Below are 16,054 nucleotides of genomic sequence, written 5' to 3'. Positions count from 1 at the left end.
TAGAGCGGATGACGGGAATCGAACCCGCGTAATCAGTTTGGAAGACTGAGGCTCTACCATTGAGCTACATCCGCGCTTTTTGTTGCGCGCCCATGCTGCCACATCACAACGCCATGCCTGCAATCAGGCCCGCAGTTGTCTCACCACGCAGGCTCAGCGCCGATGGATCAGCAGCAGCGCTCGGTCGTCATCGGGGGCAGCGATCCGATCGATCAGCCGCCGCGCGCCGTGGTCGAACCCTTCCTGGAGCAACTTCTCGCCCTCGCCCGCCAGCCGATCGATGCCCGCGGTGAGGTCGTTGGTCGGGCTCTCCACGAGGCCGTCGGTGTAGAGCATGATCGCGTCACCCGAGTTCAGACGTCCGCGGTAGACCTCGAACTCCGCGCCGTCGAAGAGGCCCAGGATCGGGCCGTCCGTCTCGTGGGCGCCCCAGCGGCCGGTACCCGCGTCCAGATGCAGGGCCGGCGGGTGGCCGGCGGTGCGCACCTCGAAGTCACCACTCTCCAGGTCGACACTCAGGTGGACGGCGGTGGCGAACCCCTCGTCCCAGTCCTGGCGGAGCAGGTACCGGTTGGCGGCGGGCAGGAACTCCTCGGCGCTCACCGCCGTCAGCAGCCCGCTGAACGCACCCGAGAGCAGGAGCGAGCGGGTACCGGCGTCGACGCCCTTGCCGGAGACGTCGGCAACGACCAGGTCGAGGCGTGGGCCACTCCCCTGCCGGTAGGCCACTACGAAGTCGCCGGCGAACGAGGTGCCCCCGGCCGAACGGAGCGCCGACTCGGCGTACCAGTCCGCGGGCAGCGCGGGCAGTTTGCCCTGGCTGAGGATCCGGTCGCGGAGGTCCACCAGCATCGACTCGCCGCGCAGGCCACCGACCCCGAGCTCGGTACGCCGGAACGACGCCAGCATCACGATCAGGCCGACGCCGAAGATGACCACCACGCCGGCCACGATCCGCGGACTCATCTCGGGCTGCCGGGTCAACGCGAGCGCCAGCATCGTGAGCACCGCGATCACGAACCAGGGCAGGTGCCGGGGCCCGAGCAGGACGCTGCCCAGCACCAACGGGAGCGCCAGCACCGTCAGCGGCCACCAGGTGGGCCAGACGAAGTAGATCGAGCCGATCGCCAAGGTCAGCAGATAGAGCAGGGAGAGGACATAGGTGTCCCCCTCACCGAAGCGTCGTCTCAGCCGTTCGAACGATGACCGACGCGAGCGGCTCCGCTGCACCACGTGGTCTCCTGTCCTCGACGTTCGCGCCTACTGTAGATGAGCCCGTGAGCGGAAGACCGGCTGACAACCGGGGCACCAGAACGAGTTCCGTCCGGCCAGCGTCTCGATCCGGATCGGCTTCGTGCAGAGCAGACAGGGTTGACCGGTGCGCCGGTAGACATAGACCTCACCGCCGTGGTCGTCCTTGCGGGGTTCCCGCCCCATCGCCTCGGGGGTGTGCTCGGGACGGACCGTGTCGATCCGGCCGGTGCGGACGCCGTCGCGCATCAGGTCGACGAGGTCGTCCCAGATCGCCTGGAACTGGTTGCGGCGCAGCGTCCTTCCGGGCCGCAGCGGGTGCATCTTGTGCCGGAAGAGGACCTCGGCGCGGTAGACGTTGCCGACACCGGCCAGCACCGCCTGGTCCATCAACAGGTCGCCGATGCTCCGGTCGCTACGCGAGATCTTGCGCCAGGCCCGCTCCGGATCGCTGTCCGGTCGCAACGGATCGGGGCCGAGCGAGGCGATCACCTTCTCCCGCTGCGCCACCCCGACCAGGTCGCAACGGGTCGCGCCCCGCAGGTCCGCATAGGCCGAATGGTCGGCAGCGACCAGGCGCAGCCGCACCGCTCCGACCGGGGCCGGCGCGATCCCCGTAGCGAGATCGAACCGACCGATCAGACCGAGATGGATGTGCACGATCCGCTCGTCGTCGAACTCGATGAAGAGGTGTTTGCCCGCGGCGTCGGCTTCGAGCAGGGTCGCTCCGTTGAGCAGCGCCGCATCCGCGGCGAACCGGCCCTGCGGCGAGCTGACGCCGACCCGTTGTCCGGCGAAGGCGTCACTCAGCAACCCGGCCAAGCGGCGCAGGGTGTGACCTTCAGGCATCCTCGTCGCCGGCGTCGCCCACGGTGCCCTGGAGCGCCGAGGCGGGGAGCTCGGGCAGCAGGCCCTCGGTCTCGTAGACGCTCAACTGGTTGATCCGCCGCACGTGGCGCTCGTCGCCGGGGAACGGCGTGGCCAAGAAGAGCTCGATGAACCGGGTCATCTCCTCCACCGTGTGCATCCGGCCACCGACCGAGATCACGTTGGCGTCGTTGTGCTCACGGGCAAGAGTCGCGGTCTCCTCCGACCAGACCAGGGCGGAGCGGATCCCGGCGACCTTGTTCGCCGCGATCTGCTCGCCGTTGCCGGAGCCACCGATCACGACGCCCAGGCTGTCGAGGCCCTCGGCCCGCTCCGCGGCGACGCCTTCGGCGGCACGCAGGCAGAAGACCGGGTAGTCGTCGAGGGCGTCGTAGACGAACGGGCCGTGGTCGACCACTTCGTGGCCGGCGTCGATGAGCCAGTTGAGCAGGTGGTCCTTGAGTTCGAGGCCGGCATGGTCGGAGCCGAGGTGCACGCGCATGGAGCAAGTTTCTCAGGCCGCGGCCAGCTTGGCCACGACGGGGCACCGCGGCGAGACGGCCGCGGCGGGCCGCGCACGGGGATCAGTCCCGCTCGAGCACCATCTGCACGAAACCGGCCGCCTGGCGCTGCACGCCGTCGGCTGCGTCGAAGACGTCCGGGTGCCGCCAGAAGCCGTGGATCTGGCCGAGCGCCCGGCTCCCGTGTACCTCCACCCCGGCCTCGGCGAGGAGCTGCACCAGGTATTCGCCCTCGTCGCGTAGCGGGTCGTGTTCGGCGGTGACCACCAGGGTCGGCGGCAACGTCGCCAACCGGTCCGACCGCAGCGGCGCCAGATCCGGGTTGTGCAGATCGTCCGACGTTGCGGCGTACTGCTGCCAGTACCAGGCCGCCTCAGCAGCGTCGAAACCCTCGGCCGCGCTCTGGTAGGAGTCGAAGTTCGCCTCGGGGTCGAGGAAGGGGTAGATCAGGACGACCCCGGCGAAGAGGCCCGGGTTGCGGAGCGCGGCGACCAGGGCAAGGTTGCCGCCGGCGCTGTCGCCGTGGGCGAAGAGCCGCCCGACGTCGCCCAGGCCACCGCGCCGCACCCAGCCGATCACCGTGTCGACGTCGTCGGGGGCGGCGGGGAACTTGTCCTCGGGCGGTCGCCGATAGTCCACCGAGAGCATCGGGATACCGACCAGCCGGGCGAACCGTCGCACCGCGGCGTCGTGCACCTCGACGTCGTTGAAGACGAAGCCGCCGCCGTGCAGGTGGATCAACAGCGCGTCGGTGCGTTCTCCCGGCCGGTAGTAGCGACAGGGGACGCCGCCCGCGTCGACATCGCGCACCTCGGCCAACTCCACCCGCGGCACTGCTGCCGCCTTCTCCCGCGCTTGACGCCGACTGTCGTCGATGTCGAAGCCGGGATCGGTCACCTTCTGCTCGGTCGCGTAATCGGCGACGGCGGCACGCGCCTGCGGGTGGAGGGCCATCACCTCACCTCAGCGCGACATCAGGGCGTCGAGGCCCACCGTCACCGAAGCCGCCACACGCCAGTCGATCCGCTGGTCCGGCACCGTGACGACGTAGCGGTCGCGCAGGGTGGCCCGTCGGTCCACGGAGAAGAGGGGCTGCCCGGTGGCACCGTCGACGAAGTCGAAGTGGAACCGGAAGGGCAGCTCCACGAAGCGGCGCAGGACCGCCACCGCCTGGTTCCGCTCGGCGCCGCTACCGGCGTAGCCGGGGCCCTCGATCAGGAAGGTGGAGCGCAGCAGACTCGCCTTGAAGTCCTTCTTGAAGAAGCCGAGCGGCGCGCCGCCGCCGTCCATCACGTCGTAGCCCGATGCCAGGTCGATCGCCTTGCGGGCCGCGAAACCGAAGACCGGGGTGGTCATCTGCTCCTCGGCGAAGAAGGTGACCTTCTCCTTGAACGCCATCCGCTTCTGGTGGGCGAATGCCATCAAGGCACCCTCGGTCCCGTCCGGGTTGGCGGCCAGGACCCGGTAACGGTTGGCCGTCATCGCCAGCTTCTGCGCGACGTAGAACATCGGCACGTGCTGGATCTGTGGTGTCTGCATGGGGTCAGTATCACGGGAGGGACCTCGCCAACCCGTCGTCGGGCCGCTCCCGATCACCGGACGACGGCACCCCGACGGCCGCGCCGCGCTCCTACCCTGACCACGGCCAGGTGGCCGGCGTCACCCGCGCGCACCCGCGCGAGCGCCCCGATGGAGGAGTGAGCATGAGACTGGACGGCAAGGTCGCGATCGTCACCGGCGGCGCGAAGGGCATCGGCAAGGCGATCGTCGGCGCGTTCGTCGACGAGGGCGCCAAGGTACTGATCGTCGACGTCGACGAGCAGGCCGGCCAGGCCCTCCAGGCCGAGCTGGGCGACGCCACCGCGTTCCTCTCCGCGGACCTGTCGGTCGAGGCGAACGCCGCCGTGATCGTGGCGACGGCGGTGGAGACCTTCGGCGGTCTCCACGTGCTGGTCAACAACGCGCACGCCTCGCAGCAGGCTCCGCTGCTGCAGACCACCCAGGCCATGTTCGACCTCTCTCTGGGCACCGGTTTCTGGCCGGTCTTCTGGCTGATGCGCGAGGCGCACCCGCACCTGGCGGCGACCCAGGGCTCGATCATCAACTTCGCCTCCGGCGCCGGCCTGAACGGCAACCCGACCCAAGGTGCCTACGCGGCAGCGAAGGAGGCCGTGCGTGGCATCAGTAGGGTGGCGGCCCGGGAGTGGGCGGTGGACGGGATCAACGTCAACCTGATCTCTCCGTTGGCCCGCACCGAGGGTGTCGACGCGTTCATCAAGGCGCACCCCGAGCAGGAGAAGGTGCTCTCCTCGGGCAACCCGATGCGGCGCCTCGGCGACCCGCGCGCCGACATCGCCCCGGTCGCGGTCTTCCTGGCCAGCGACGACGCCCGGTACATGACCGGTCAGACCCTGATGGCCGACGGCGGCGGGATCATGCTCCGCTGACTCCCGAGGGGCTATTGGTGCGCCCTCGGGTCAGCTGGTGAGGCCGAGGCGGCCCAACTCCTCATCGACGATCGCCGGGTCGAGCTTGGTGAAGACCGGGCTCGGCTTGGCGATCGGGGTGCCGACCTTGATCTCACTCCGGCCCCAGGCGCGGGCGCCGCTGTAGTCGCCGGTGATGATCGGGTAGCCGGGGCCACCGTCCAGGTCGTCGGCCTCCACGATCTGCGGCATCGGCTGCAGGTCCCCGGCACCGCCCAGGATCACGTCGATCTGGTTGGCGGTGAACGGCAGGAACGGGCTGAGCAGCGTGTTGAGGTCGCTGACGCACTGCGCCATCACGTGCAGGATCGTGCCCAGGCGTTCGCGTTCCGACTCCTCCTTGAGCTTCCACGGCTCGGAGTCGGTGACGTACTTGTTCACCTCGCCCACCGCACGCATCGCCTCGCCGATCGACTGACGCATCTTGTTGCGCCCGATCAGTTCGCCGACCTCGGCGAAGGCCTGCTCGGTGGTCGCCAGCACCGCGCGGTCGGCGTCGCTGAGTTCGCCGGCGGGCGGAAGCTCACCGAAGTTCTTGGCGATCAGGGTCGCGGTACGGCTGACCAGGTTGCCCCAGCCGGCGACCAGCTCGGAGTTGGTCCGGGTGACGAACTCGCCCCAGGAGAAGTCGGAGTCCTGGTTCTCGGGTCCGGCTGCGGCCACGAAGTACCGGAACGCATCGGCCTGGTAGCGACTGAGCAGGTCGGCCACGTAGATGACGACCTTCTTGGAGGAGGAGAACTTGCGTCCCTCCATCGTCAAGAACTCCGAGGAGACGACCTCGGTGGGCAGGTTCAGCTGGCCCAGGCTGTGCTCCGAGCCCCCGTTGCTGCCCTTGCCGTTGTAGGCCAACAACTCGGCCGGCCAGATCTGGCTGTGGAACGTGATGTTGTCCTTGCCCATGAAGTAGTAGGAGAGCGCCTCGGGCTCGTTCCACCACTTGCGCCAGGCGTCGGCGTCGCCGCTGCGCCGGGCCCACTCGATCGACGCCGACAGGTAACCGATGACGGCGTCGAACCAGACGTACAGCTTCTTGGTCGGGTTCTCACGCCAGCCCTCGAGCGGCACCGCGATCCCCCAGTCGATGTCGCGGGTCATCGCGCGCGGCTTGATCTCGGCGAGGATGTTCTTGGAGAACTTGATGACGTTGGGGCGCCAGGTGCCGGACGCCTCGCGCTCGTCGAGCCATTCGCCCAACGCCTCGGCCAGGGCCGGCAGGTCGAGCAGGAAGTGCTGGGTCTCGATGAACTCCGGCTTCTCGCCGTTGATCCGGCTGACCGGGTTGATCAGGTCGTGTGGGTCGAGCTGATTGCCACAGTTGTCGCACTGGTCGCCACGGGCGCCGTCGGCACCACAGATCGGGCAGGTGCCCTCGATGTAGCGGTCCGGCAGGGTGCGGCCGGTCGACGGCGAGATCGCACCGAAGGTGGTCTGCTCGACGAAGTAACCGTTCTCGTAGACCCCGGTGAAGAGCTCCTGGACGACGGCGTGGTGGTTGCGCGTCGTGGTCCGGGTATAGAGGTCGTAGGAGATCCCCAGCCCGGCCAGGTCCTCGATGATCAGTCGGTGGTTGCGGTCCACCATCTGCTGCGGCGTCAGGCCGGCCTCGTCGGCGGCGATCAGGATCGGGGTGCCGTGCTCGTCGGAGCCGGAGACCATCAGCACCTCGTGGCCGGCCATCCGCATGTAGCGGCTGAAGACGTCGGAGGGCACACCGAAACCGGCGACGTGGCCGATGTGACGGGGCCCGTTGGCGTACGGCCAGGCAACTGCAGAAAGGACGCGACTCATGGGCTCGATCTTAGTGCGGGCGACCCGCGGGCCCGGCAGAGGATCGGCGTCACCACGACGGCGGCCGACCGGGTTCGGTCGACCGCCGTCACGGAGAGCTACTTCAGGACCTTCACCGTGGTGGCCCGGCCCGAGGTCAGGTACGGGCCGGTGTCCAGGAACCGGACCTGCACCTTGCGGGTGCCGACCGGCACCGACGTGAAGACCACGCGCACCCAACCGTTGACCAGGCGCACCTCCTGCAGCTTCGCGCCGACCCGGATCCGGACCAGCCCATTGATCGGCGGAGCCCCCGGCGCCGACACCTTGACCTTGACGACGGCACGCTTCCGCTTCCCCACGGTGGCCACCTTCGTCGTCGGCTTCACGGTGACCGGCGCAGCGAGCGCCACCTCTTCACGCGTGGCCCGGTACTTGGCGCGGCTGAGGTCGGTCCGCAACGAGACGACCTTGCCCAGATCGGCGGCACCGAGGGTGTAGCTGGGTCCGGTGCCGACGACCACGCCGTTGCGCAACCAGGTGTGGACCGCGGTCGCGTCCGCCGGGCTGTAGGTCCCCGGCGTCGCCTTGAGCGTGGTGCCCAACGTCGGCTTCCCGGTCAGCTTGGCCGGCTGCTCGACCTCGATCACGCCGGCCAGCACCTTGGCGGTCGGCGCTGTGGTCGTGGTGACGAGTCGGTACCCGTAGACCTTTGCGGTCACCCGCGCGCTGAGCTGGGCGTCGATCTGTTCCTGAGCGACCGGCAGCTCCCAGCCGGTGGCGCCTGCGATCTCCTTGCCGTCGGCGAGCCACTGGACGGTCGAGGCACTGGGCGCGGGCGCCCAGGTCCCCGGATCGACGCTGAGCACCTCGTCGACCTCGGGCAGGCCGGTGATCTCCGGCGGCTTGACAGCCTCGAACTGACCGAAGGCGACGGCGGCCGTGGCAGCGCTGGTCGCGGTCGTGGTCTTGTAACCCGGGCGGGTTGCGGTGACCTGGAGGGTGAGCTTCTTGGTACGCACGTCAGGGGTGACGACGTAGGTCGACTTCGTCGCCCCGGCGATCGGGGCACCGTCAGCGAACCACTGGGCCGCATAGGCGGTGGGCGAGTTCGCCCACCGGCCGTAGTTGGCGGCCAGCGTCTGACCCACCTGCAGTGTGCCGTTGATCGACGGCGCGGTGGTGTTGGTCAGCGGGAGGTCGAGGAAGTGGATGAAGCCGGTGGGCCAGCGGTTGCTGGCGGTGGTGATCCGGCGCCACGAGAAGTCGCCGCCCCAGCTGTCCTCGGAGATGATGATCTCAGTGGGCGACACCACGCGTTCGACGTAGGCGACGTGGCCGGCGCTGCCGACGCCGGGCGAGTTCGCCTTCCACCACGCGACCGCACCGACAACGGGGGTCTTGTTGGTGATCGACTTCATCGCCACGCCCCAGTTGGTGGCGTTGCCCGAGCCGGTCCACGGCCGCTTCGAGGAGTAGCCGGCCTGCACCATCCGGTAGGCGGCGTAGTTCGTGCAGTTGTGGCCCGAGTACATCTGCCACCACATCTTGGAGCCGGCCGTCTTGTAACCGGCGTGGCTGTAGCCCGCCTTGGCGCAGCTGTCGTAGCCCATGCACAAGTAGACGTTGGTCGCTGACGCCGGTTGGGAGGTGGCCGGCAGCAGCACGGCAAGCAAGATCCCAACAAGCACACTTGGTAACACACGTAACATCTGCCTCACGAGGCGTCAGTATGCCCATGTCAAGCACCGACACGCTATGGCGGGGCACTAATTTCAACCATGTAGTTTCATGATATCCGCGCAAACGGCGTGTCGGTGCTTGCATTCCAGGCGAAAAGTTCGCCCGGGAGTCAGGAGAAGTCGAGTCCCCCGGTCCGGCTCCGCTTCAGCTCGAAGAAGGTCGGGTAGGAGGCGAGTGCGACGGCTCCGTCCCACAGACCGCCGGCGGTCTCACCGCGCGGAATGCTGCCCAGAACCGGGCCGAAGAAGCCGACGCCGTTGACGTGGATCGTCGGAGTGCCGACGTCGTCGCCGACCTTGTCCATCCCCTCATGGTGCGAACGGGCCACCGCCTCGTCCAGGCTGGTGTCGTCCATCGCGTCGACCAGGTCGTCAGGGAGCCCGACCTCGGCGACAGCCTCGGCGATCAGCTCTCGATCGATGTTGCGACGCTCCGGCTGGTGGATCCGCTCACCCAGGGCGGTGTACAGCGGCAACAACACCTTCTCGCCATGCGCCTGCTCGGCGGCGATCAGCACCCGGACCGGGCCCCACGCAGCGGTCAACATCTCCCGGTAGGCCTCCGGGACGTCCTTGTCCTTGTTCAGGTAGCCGAGGCTCATCACGTGCCAGTGCACCTCGACGTCTCGGACCTGCTCGACCTCCAGCATCCAGCGGGAGGTGATCCAGGCGAAGGGACACGACGGGTCGAACCAGAAATCGGCGCGATTCTTCTCAGTGGTCATAGCATCACCTAACCACCCGGCGACGCCGCTTGTTCCTGTCCCAGCCCTCAGCCGAGACCACAGAGCAGGCCGATCAGGGCGCCGGCCGCGATCAGCCAGGCGCTGTTCAGGGAGGTCCAGCGCAAGGCCGCCAGGGCGCCGAGGGCCAGCAGCACGGTGACCGGATCGACCAGGGCACCCCGGCCGAGCTGCCAGGTGACGCCGACCATCAGCGCGAACGCCGCCGCGTTCAACCCGTCCAGGGCCCGCGCCGTCCAGGTCCGGCTCCGCAGATGGTCGGTGATCCTGGTCAGCAGCCCGACGAAGACGAACGACGGCGCGAAGATCGCCACCGTCGCCACGAAGGCACCTGGCACCCCGGCGACCAGGTAGCCGATGAAGGTGGCAGTGGTGAAGAGCGGACCGGGAGTCACCTGACCGATCGCGACGGCGTCGAGCAACTGCTGCTGGCTGATCCAACCGAGCCGGTCGACGAAGTCTCCCTCCAGGAAGGCCAGCAGGACGTAGCCGCTGCCGTAGAGCACCGCACCTATCTTCAGCATCGTCCAGAAGAGCTGGGACAGCTGACCGGTGTCACCGCCGAACCATGCCAACGGCACCACCAACGCGGAGGTCGAGCCCCGGACCCGGAGTGTGCTGACTCCGGCCACCGCTCCCCCGACGGCCAGGATCAACAACTCGTTGACGCCGACGAAGAAGGCGACCAGAGCCGCGACGGCCAGCAGCACCCGCCAGGCCTCGGCGAACACGGTCGGTACCAGGGAGACCAGCGCATGCGCGACGATGCCCAGCACCACCGGCACCACGCCATAGAGCAGTGCGGTGAACGACGGCGTGGTCCCGTACCGGACATAGATCCAGGCCAGGAAGGTGACGATCGTGGCGGCCGGCAGGATGAAGCAGAGCCCCGCTGCGAGCAGGCCTCGCCACCCGGCCCGCTCATGTCCCAGGTGCATCGCGAGCTCGGTCGAGTTCGGCCCAGGGATCAGGTTCGTGGCGCCCATCAGGTCGACGAACCGTTGGTCGTCCACCCATCCGCGACGCCGGACCAGCTCCTCACGCATCATCGCGATGTGCGCGACCGGGCCGCCGAACGCGATGACGCCCAGCCGCGCGAAGACGCTGATCGTCTCACGCAGGTCTCCGCTCGGCATGGGCGTCAGTGTGCCTTCTCGCGCCGGGTCAGCGCTTGAGGGCGACCTTCTGCTTGGCGCGGGTGACGGCGTAGCCCTCGTCGTCGGCCAGCAGGGTCAGCGCGACCGATGCCTTCTTCGGTCCACCCTTCCTGGCGAGCTTCCCGAGCTTGACGGTGACCGTCTTGCCAGCGGTCACCTTGACCGACTTCAGCCGCGTGGTCGCACCGTGGGTGAGCACGATCTGCACCCGGCCGGTGACGTCGGCGCGCACCTTGACGGTGGCCACCTTGCCCCGCTTGAGATTCGCCTTCGCCACCGTGATCGTGGCCTTGCGCTTGCTCACCTGGATGCGCGAGGCGTCACTGTGCACGGTCTTGGAGCCGTTGCTGACCGCGACCCGGTACTCGTAGCGGGCGGTGGCGGGGGTGACGTGCTCGAGCAGCAGGCTGGCCTCGTCCTCCCGACGGAGGTCCTGCCAGGTGCCACCGGCGAGCGGACGGCGCTGCCATGCGTAGGTGAGCTCGCCGTCGGCCTGCGCGGCCACCGTCAGCGTGACGTCGTCGCCGTGGGTCGCCTTGACGAGCGCCTTCGGCTGCGTGGTGAGCTCGGGGGTCTGGGACAGGTCCTCGAACTCCGGGGCGGCCATCTCGGCCTCCTGGACGGCCTTGCGCCCGTCGTCGGTCTTGTAGACGGTGAACTCGTCCCACAGGTCGCCGACCTCGAACTGCGCCGCATCGAGCAGCTGGCCGTTGCGGTAGTAGGTGCCGGAGTCGTTGATCTCCGCGATGTAGGAGCGGTAGGTCAGCTTGTCCTTGCTGACGTCGATCACCTGGTAGGTGGTGACGTCCTGAGCCTTCTGGACCTGGGTAGCGCCGTTGTTGATCCACACGTTCTTGGCGTCGGTCTCCAGGTCGTAGTGCTTGGCACCGGAGTTGGAGACGATATAGACCGGTCCGTCGGTACGGCCCGGAACGTCGGTGGCGGTGGTGTTCTTGTAGCCGCGGGCGTAGGTGTGGTCGTGGCCCATCTGCACGAGGTCGATGTCGTGCTTCTCGAAGACCGGCACCCAGTAGTCGCGCAGCACCTTCTCGTCACGACCGGCAGAGGTCGAGTAGACCGGCTGGTGGAAGGTGACCACGTTCCACTTCGACTCGGAGTTGGCGAGCACGTAGTCGAGCCACTGCGCCTGGTACTGGGTCCACAGCGCAGAGATGTTCGCGGCCGGGCAGTCGGCGGCCGCGCAGGCCGGCAGGCTGTCCGGGGTCAGGAACGTCGAGTCCCGGGTGGCGTTGACGGTGATGAACCGGACGCCCTGGTAGTCGGTGAAGTAGACGGTCTCGGCGGCGAAGTCGCTCCAGTGGTCGAAGAAGGCGCGGTACTGCTTCGCGGTCGGGGTGTCCCCCACCGCCCGCAGAGCGAGGTCGCCGATGGTCGACTCGTTCGGGTTGTTGTGCGGATACTCGAAGTGCGCCTTCCACGAGGTCAGCAGCTTGTCGCCGGAGTACTCGTGGTTACCGGGCGCGGCCATCACGTTGGTGGTCGCGGCGGCGGTCTTCATGCCGGCGAACCAGTCCTGCCACTGGGCGTCGTTGCCGCCGGTGTCGATCAGGTCGCCGGCGTGCACGGAGCCGACGGCGTCGGGGGCCTTGGCCAGCGCCTGCTGGACCACCTTCGGCCAGGTGGTGTTGAGACCGATCTGCGCGTCGCCGTAGTAGAGGTAGGAGAAGTCGGTGGCGTTCGGGTCTTCGGTGGTGAACTGCTGCCACTCGCTCCACACGCCGTCGGCAGCGACCCGGTACTGGTAGTCGGTCGCCGGCTTGAGGCCGGTCAGGGTGCCGGAGAAGTGGCCGTAGTCGTTGCTGGCCGCCTTCGGCTGGATCGGCGCGTTGACGGCGCGGATCGGCCCGCCCTCGGTGCGGAACTGGATCCTGCCCCGCACGTCGTCCGGCTCGCCGCCCTGGAAAGTGACGTTCTGGCTGGTGGACGGGTCCTCGGTCGGCGTCAGGATGATCCGGGTCGGAGCGAGGCCGGCCTCGTCGGCGCCGAACGCCTCGAGGGAGTCGAGGCCGAACCAGATGTCGGAACTGCTGTCGCGATCGTTGTGGACTCGACGGCGATCGTGTTGGTGCCCGGCACCAGCACGTCGGGACCGAAGGCGAGGTTCAGGCTGTCCATGCTGGTCGTGCCGCCGGGAGCGTAGTTCAACCCCTCCTGGCCCACTGCGACGTCGTGGCGACCGACCTCCTGGCCGTTCACGTAGACGACGGCGCCGTCGTCGAAACTCAGCTTCCCGCGGACCACCGCGATGTCGGCGATCTGCTGCGGGCTCAGCTCGAAGTCGGCGCGGAAGAAGTAGGTGCGGACGCGGGTGCTGGCACCTGGTGCGTTCATCTCCAGCTGGTTGGTCGCGGTGTTGGCGGCGTCGTAGACCGGCGACTGGACGCCGCTACTGATCTTGCCGCCGAAGGTGCCGCGGCCGCTCAACCACGCGGCGTCGTCGAACTGCGGCAGGGTCCACGACAACGGCTCGGCGCCGCCCGGGAAGGTGTCGTTCTGCAGGTAGCGCCACGACGTCGTGGCCCCCACCAGTGGGACGTCGTCGGCCGCGGTGGCCGGCGCGCTGATGGCGAGGCCGGTCAACGCGCCACCGCCCACCAGCAGGCAGAGGCCGAGCACGGCGGAGTTACGGGTCTTCATCAGGGTCAGCTCCCAGAGGATTCGGATCGACAGCTCGGGCTGTCCTCACGACGCCGATCCGATCAACCGCAGGCGTGCGGGCGGCAAGCGTCCGGTGAGCCGAGAGCGAGCACGACGCGGACGGGAGATGAACGATCGCGGCGTGAATTCACCAACCGTAACGATTGGATCACCTCCCACCCCGGTGACAGGATGCAAGACATGCCTGGAACCAATCTCACTCGCGAAGAGGCGCAGACCCGCGCCGCCCTACTCGACGTCGCCAGTTACACCATCGACCTGGACCTGACGACGTCCGAGACCACCTTCGCCTCGACGACCACGATCCGGTTCACCAGCCGTGAGGCAGGCGCCTCCACCTTCGCCGACCTGGTCGGCGCGGAGGTGCACGCGGTGACGTTGAACGGCCGCAGCCTGGACCCCGCGACGGTCTACGCCGACAGCCGGATCCAGCTCGACGGCCTGGAGCTGGAGAACGAGCTCGTCGTGCGCGCCGACTGCACCTACAGCCACTCCGGCGAGGGCCTGCACCGGTTCGTCGACCCGGCCGACGACCGGGTCTACCTCTACTCTCAGTTCGAGGTGCCGGACGCGCGTCGTGTCTACACCACCTTCGAGCAGCCCGACCTGAAGAGCGTCTTCACCTTCAACGTGATCGCTCCCGAAGCGTGGAAGGTCGTCTCCAACGCCCCCACCCCGCAGCCGACCCAGCTCGGCGACGGCAAGGCGCAGTGGAACTTCCCGCCCACCAAGAAGATGTCGACCTACATCACCGCGCTCGTCGCCGGTGAGTACCACGAGGTCCAGGACGTCTACGAGGGCAAGTACGGCACCATTCCGCTCGGCCACTTCTGCCGCCAGTCGCTGGTCGAGTTCCTCGACCGCGACGAGCTGGTCAAGCTGACCCGGGCCGGCTTCGAGTTCTTCGAGGAGACCTTCGACTTCCCGTACCCGTTCGAGAAGTACGACCAGCTCTACGTCCCCGAATACAACATGGGTGCGATGGAGAACGCCGGCTGTGTCACCCTGCGCGACGAGTACCTGCCGCGCTCCCGTCAGCCGCGCTCGTTCTACGAGTTCCGCTGCTCGGTGATCCTGCACGAGATGGCGCACATGTGGTTCGGCGACCTGGTCACCATGCAGTGGTGGGACGACCTCTGGCTCAACGAGTCCTTCGCCGAGTGGGCCTGCTACCACGCCGAGGTCGAGGCGACCGAGTACACCGACTCGTGGACCGGCTTCGCCAACGCGCGCAAGCAGACCGGCTACCGCCAGGACCAGATGCCGTCGACCCACCCGATCGCGGCCGACAACTACGACCTCCAGGCCGTCGAGGTCAACTTCGACATGATCACCTACGCCAAGGGCGCCTCGGTGCTCAAGCAGCTGGTCGCCTGGGTCGGCCTCGACCCGTTCATCGCGGGTCTGCGTGCGTACTTCAAGGAGTTCGCCTACGCCAACGCCACCTTCTCCGACCTGCTCGCCGCGCTGGAGAAGTCATCGGGCCGCGAGCTCAAGGGCTGGGCGGCCGAGTGGCTGCAGACGGCCGGCGTGAACACCCTCTCGCCGTCGTTCGCACTCGACACAGACGGCAACTACGCCTCGTTCGCGGTCAACCAGAGCGCCCACCCCGACTGGCCCACGCTGCGCCGTCACCGCCTCGGCATCGGCCTCTACGACGAGGTCGACGGCAAGCTGGTCCGCCGTGAGTACCTCGAGGTCGACGTCGAGGGCGAGCGCACCGAGATCGCCGAGCTGGTCGGCAAGCAGCAGCCCGCGCTGCTGCTGCTCAACGACAACGACCTCGCCTACGCCAAGATCCGCCTCGACGAGCGGTCGCTGGCCACTGTGGTCGCCGGCCTTTCCACGCTGGAGGACTCGCTGGCCCGGGCGCTGTGCTGGGGTGCCGCCTGGGACATGACCCGCGACGCCGAGATGACGGCCACCGACTTCGTCCACCTGGTCCTCGCCAACATCGGCTCCGAGACCGACGCCTGGGGCGTCACCCGGATCCCGGTCTCCGCCGCCCAGGCCGTGAACATGATGGCCGCCCCCGGCAACCGGGCCGCCTTGAAGGCGGAGTGGGAGGAGGGCCTGCGGGCGCTGCTGCTCGACGCCGAGGGTGGCAGCGACCACCAGCTCACCTTCGCCCGCTCCTTCGCCGCGGCCGCGCACAGCGACGCCGCACTCGGCGATCTGGAGGCGATCCTCGACGGCGGCCTGGTGATCGAGGGCCTCAGCATCGACCAGGACCTGCGCTGGACGCTGATCTCCGGTCTGGCCCGCAACAACCGGGCAGGCGGTCGCATCGACGCCGAGCTGGCGGCCGACAACACCATCTCCGGTAAGGAGCACGCGGCGGCGGCCCGGGCCCTGCAGCCGACCGCTGAGGCCAAGGCTGAGGCGTGGGAGGCGGGCTTCGTCCGGACCGACACCCCGAACGAGACCCACCGCTCGATCATCTTCGCCTTCGCCCCGTCCGGCCAGGACGACGTCCTGGCGCCGTACGTGGACCGCTACCTCGAGGCCGCCGACACCCTCTGGGAGCACCTCGGCACCCACAAGGCGTCGACCGCTCTGGAGTTCGCCTTCCCGCGGGCACTGGCGAGCAACGAGCTGCTGGCCAAGCTGGACGCCTGGCTGGAGCGGACCCCGGCTCCCCCGGCAGCCAAGCGGTACGTGACCGAGGGTCGCGCCGACGTCATCCGCTTCCTGGCCGCCCAGGACAAGGACGCCGCGGACGCCTGATCCCACCCACCCCCCGCGGGCGTCATACGTTGCGAGGACCCGCTTCCTCCGCACGTATGACGCCCCGCTGGGGGCCGGGGGCGCGCCTGGGATGTGACACAAAATGAGAGA

General features: G+C 68.5%; 13 protein-coding genes and 1 tRNA gene. 2 read left to right on the top strand and 12 right to left on the bottom strand.

What is annotated here, in order from left to right:
* Positions 1–3: 3 nt before the first annotated feature.
* From ACLM5J_RS05650 to ACLM5J_RS05625, 6 genes are all read right to left on the bottom strand, one after another.
* Positions 4–74: transfer RNA gene (locus tag ACLM5J_RS05650), tRNA-Gly, on the bottom strand.
* A gap of 79 nt (positions 75–153) precedes the next feature.
* The gene (locus tag ACLM5J_RS05645) at positions 154–1,233 is read right to left on the bottom strand and encodes a PP2C family protein-serine/threonine phosphatase (RefSeq protein WP_413655089.1); all 1,080 of its coding nucleotides are present in this window, start codon (positions 1,231–1,233) and stop codon (positions 154–156) included.
* Between the two features lie 27 nt (positions 1,234–1,260).
* Positions 1,261–2,100, bottom strand: a complete 840-nt coding sequence (locus tag ACLM5J_RS05640) for an Fpg/Nei family DNA glycosylase (RefSeq protein ID WP_413655088.1) — start codon at positions 2,098–2,100, stop codon at positions 1,261–1,263.
* On the bottom strand, positions 2,093–2,620 hold the full coding sequence (locus tag ACLM5J_RS05635; RefSeq protein ID WP_413655087.1) for a ribose-5-phosphate isomerase: 528 nt from the start codon (positions 2,618–2,620) through the stop codon (positions 2,093–2,095). The genes ACLM5J_RS05640 and ACLM5J_RS05635 overlap by 8 nt, the downstream gene beginning before the upstream one ends.
* 82 nt (positions 2,621–2,702) lie before the next feature.
* Complete coding sequence (locus ACLM5J_RS05630) at positions 2,703–3,593, bottom strand: alpha/beta hydrolase (RefSeq protein ID WP_413655086.1); 891 nt, start codon at positions 3,591–3,593, stop codon at positions 2,703–2,705.
* Between the two features lie 9 nt (positions 3,594–3,602).
* Complete coding sequence (locus ACLM5J_RS05625) at positions 3,603–4,178, bottom strand: hypothetical protein (RefSeq protein WP_413655085.1); 576 nt, start codon at positions 4,176–4,178, stop codon at positions 3,603–3,605.
* A 164-nt stretch (positions 4,179–4,342) separates the two neighbouring features.
* Between ACLM5J_RS05625 and ACLM5J_RS05620 the strand changes: the two genes are divergently transcribed.
* On the top strand, positions 4,343–5,086 hold the full coding sequence (locus ACLM5J_RS05620; protein WP_413655084.1) for an SDR family NAD(P)-dependent oxidoreductase: 744 nt from the start codon (positions 4,343–4,345) through the stop codon (positions 5,084–5,086).
* A 30-nt stretch (positions 5,087–5,116) separates the two neighbouring features.
* Here the strand turns inward: ACLM5J_RS05620 and metG are convergent, their stop codons facing one another.
* The 6 genes from metG to ACLM5J_RS05590 all read right to left on the bottom strand — a co-directional run bounded on the left by metG (position 5,117) and on the right by ACLM5J_RS05590 (position 13,195).
* Positions 5,117–6,916: a methionine--tRNA ligase gene (gene metG, locus ACLM5J_RS05615; RefSeq protein ID WP_413655083.1), complete on the bottom strand. Its 1,800-nt coding sequence runs from the start codon at positions 6,914–6,916 to the stop codon at positions 5,117–5,119.
* Positions 6,917–7,014: 98 nt separating this feature from the next.
* On the bottom strand, positions 7,015–8,586 hold the full coding sequence (locus ACLM5J_RS05610) for a CHAP domain-containing protein (protein ID WP_413655082.1): 1,572 nt from the start codon (positions 8,584–8,586) through the stop codon (positions 7,015–7,017).
* 161 nt (positions 8,587–8,747) lie between these two features.
* On the bottom strand, positions 8,748–9,362 hold the full coding sequence (locus ACLM5J_RS05605) for a DsbA family protein (RefSeq protein ID WP_413655081.1): 615 nt from the start codon (positions 9,360–9,362) through the stop codon (positions 8,748–8,750).
* Positions 9,363–9,409: 47 nt separating this feature from the next.
* Positions 9,410–10,516, bottom strand: a complete 1,107-nt coding sequence (chrA, locus tag ACLM5J_RS05600) for a chromate efflux transporter (protein ID WP_413655080.1) — start codon at positions 10,514–10,516, stop codon at positions 9,410–9,412.
* Between the two features lie 28 nt (positions 10,517–10,544).
* On the bottom strand, positions 10,545–12,503 hold the full coding sequence (locus tag ACLM5J_RS05595; RefSeq protein WP_413655295.1) for a fibronectin type III domain-containing protein: 1,959 nt from the start codon (positions 12,501–12,503) through the stop codon (positions 10,545–10,547).
* Complete coding sequence (locus tag ACLM5J_RS05590; RefSeq protein WP_413655079.1) at positions 12,500–13,195, bottom strand: hypothetical protein; 696 nt, start codon at positions 13,193–13,195, stop codon at positions 12,500–12,502. Before ACLM5J_RS05590 ends, ACLM5J_RS05595 begins: the two co-directional genes overlap by 4 nt.
* A gap of 201 nt (positions 13,196–13,396) precedes the next feature.
* Between ACLM5J_RS05590 and pepN the strand changes: the two genes are divergently transcribed.
* Positions 13,397–15,943, top strand: a complete 2,547-nt coding sequence (gene pepN, locus ACLM5J_RS05585) for an aminopeptidase N (protein WP_413655078.1) — start codon at positions 13,397–13,399, stop codon at positions 15,941–15,943.
* Positions 15,944–16,054 lie beyond the last annotated feature (111 nt).

This window comes from Nocardioides sp. Bht2 (assembly GCF_047308515.1).
In the GTDB taxonomy this organism is placed as follows: domain Bacteria; phylum Actinomycetota; class Actinomycetes; order Propionibacteriales; family Nocardioidaceae; genus Nocardioides.
Note: the sequence above shows the minus strand (reverse complement) of the source record. Positions and strands in the feature narration are given on the sequence as shown.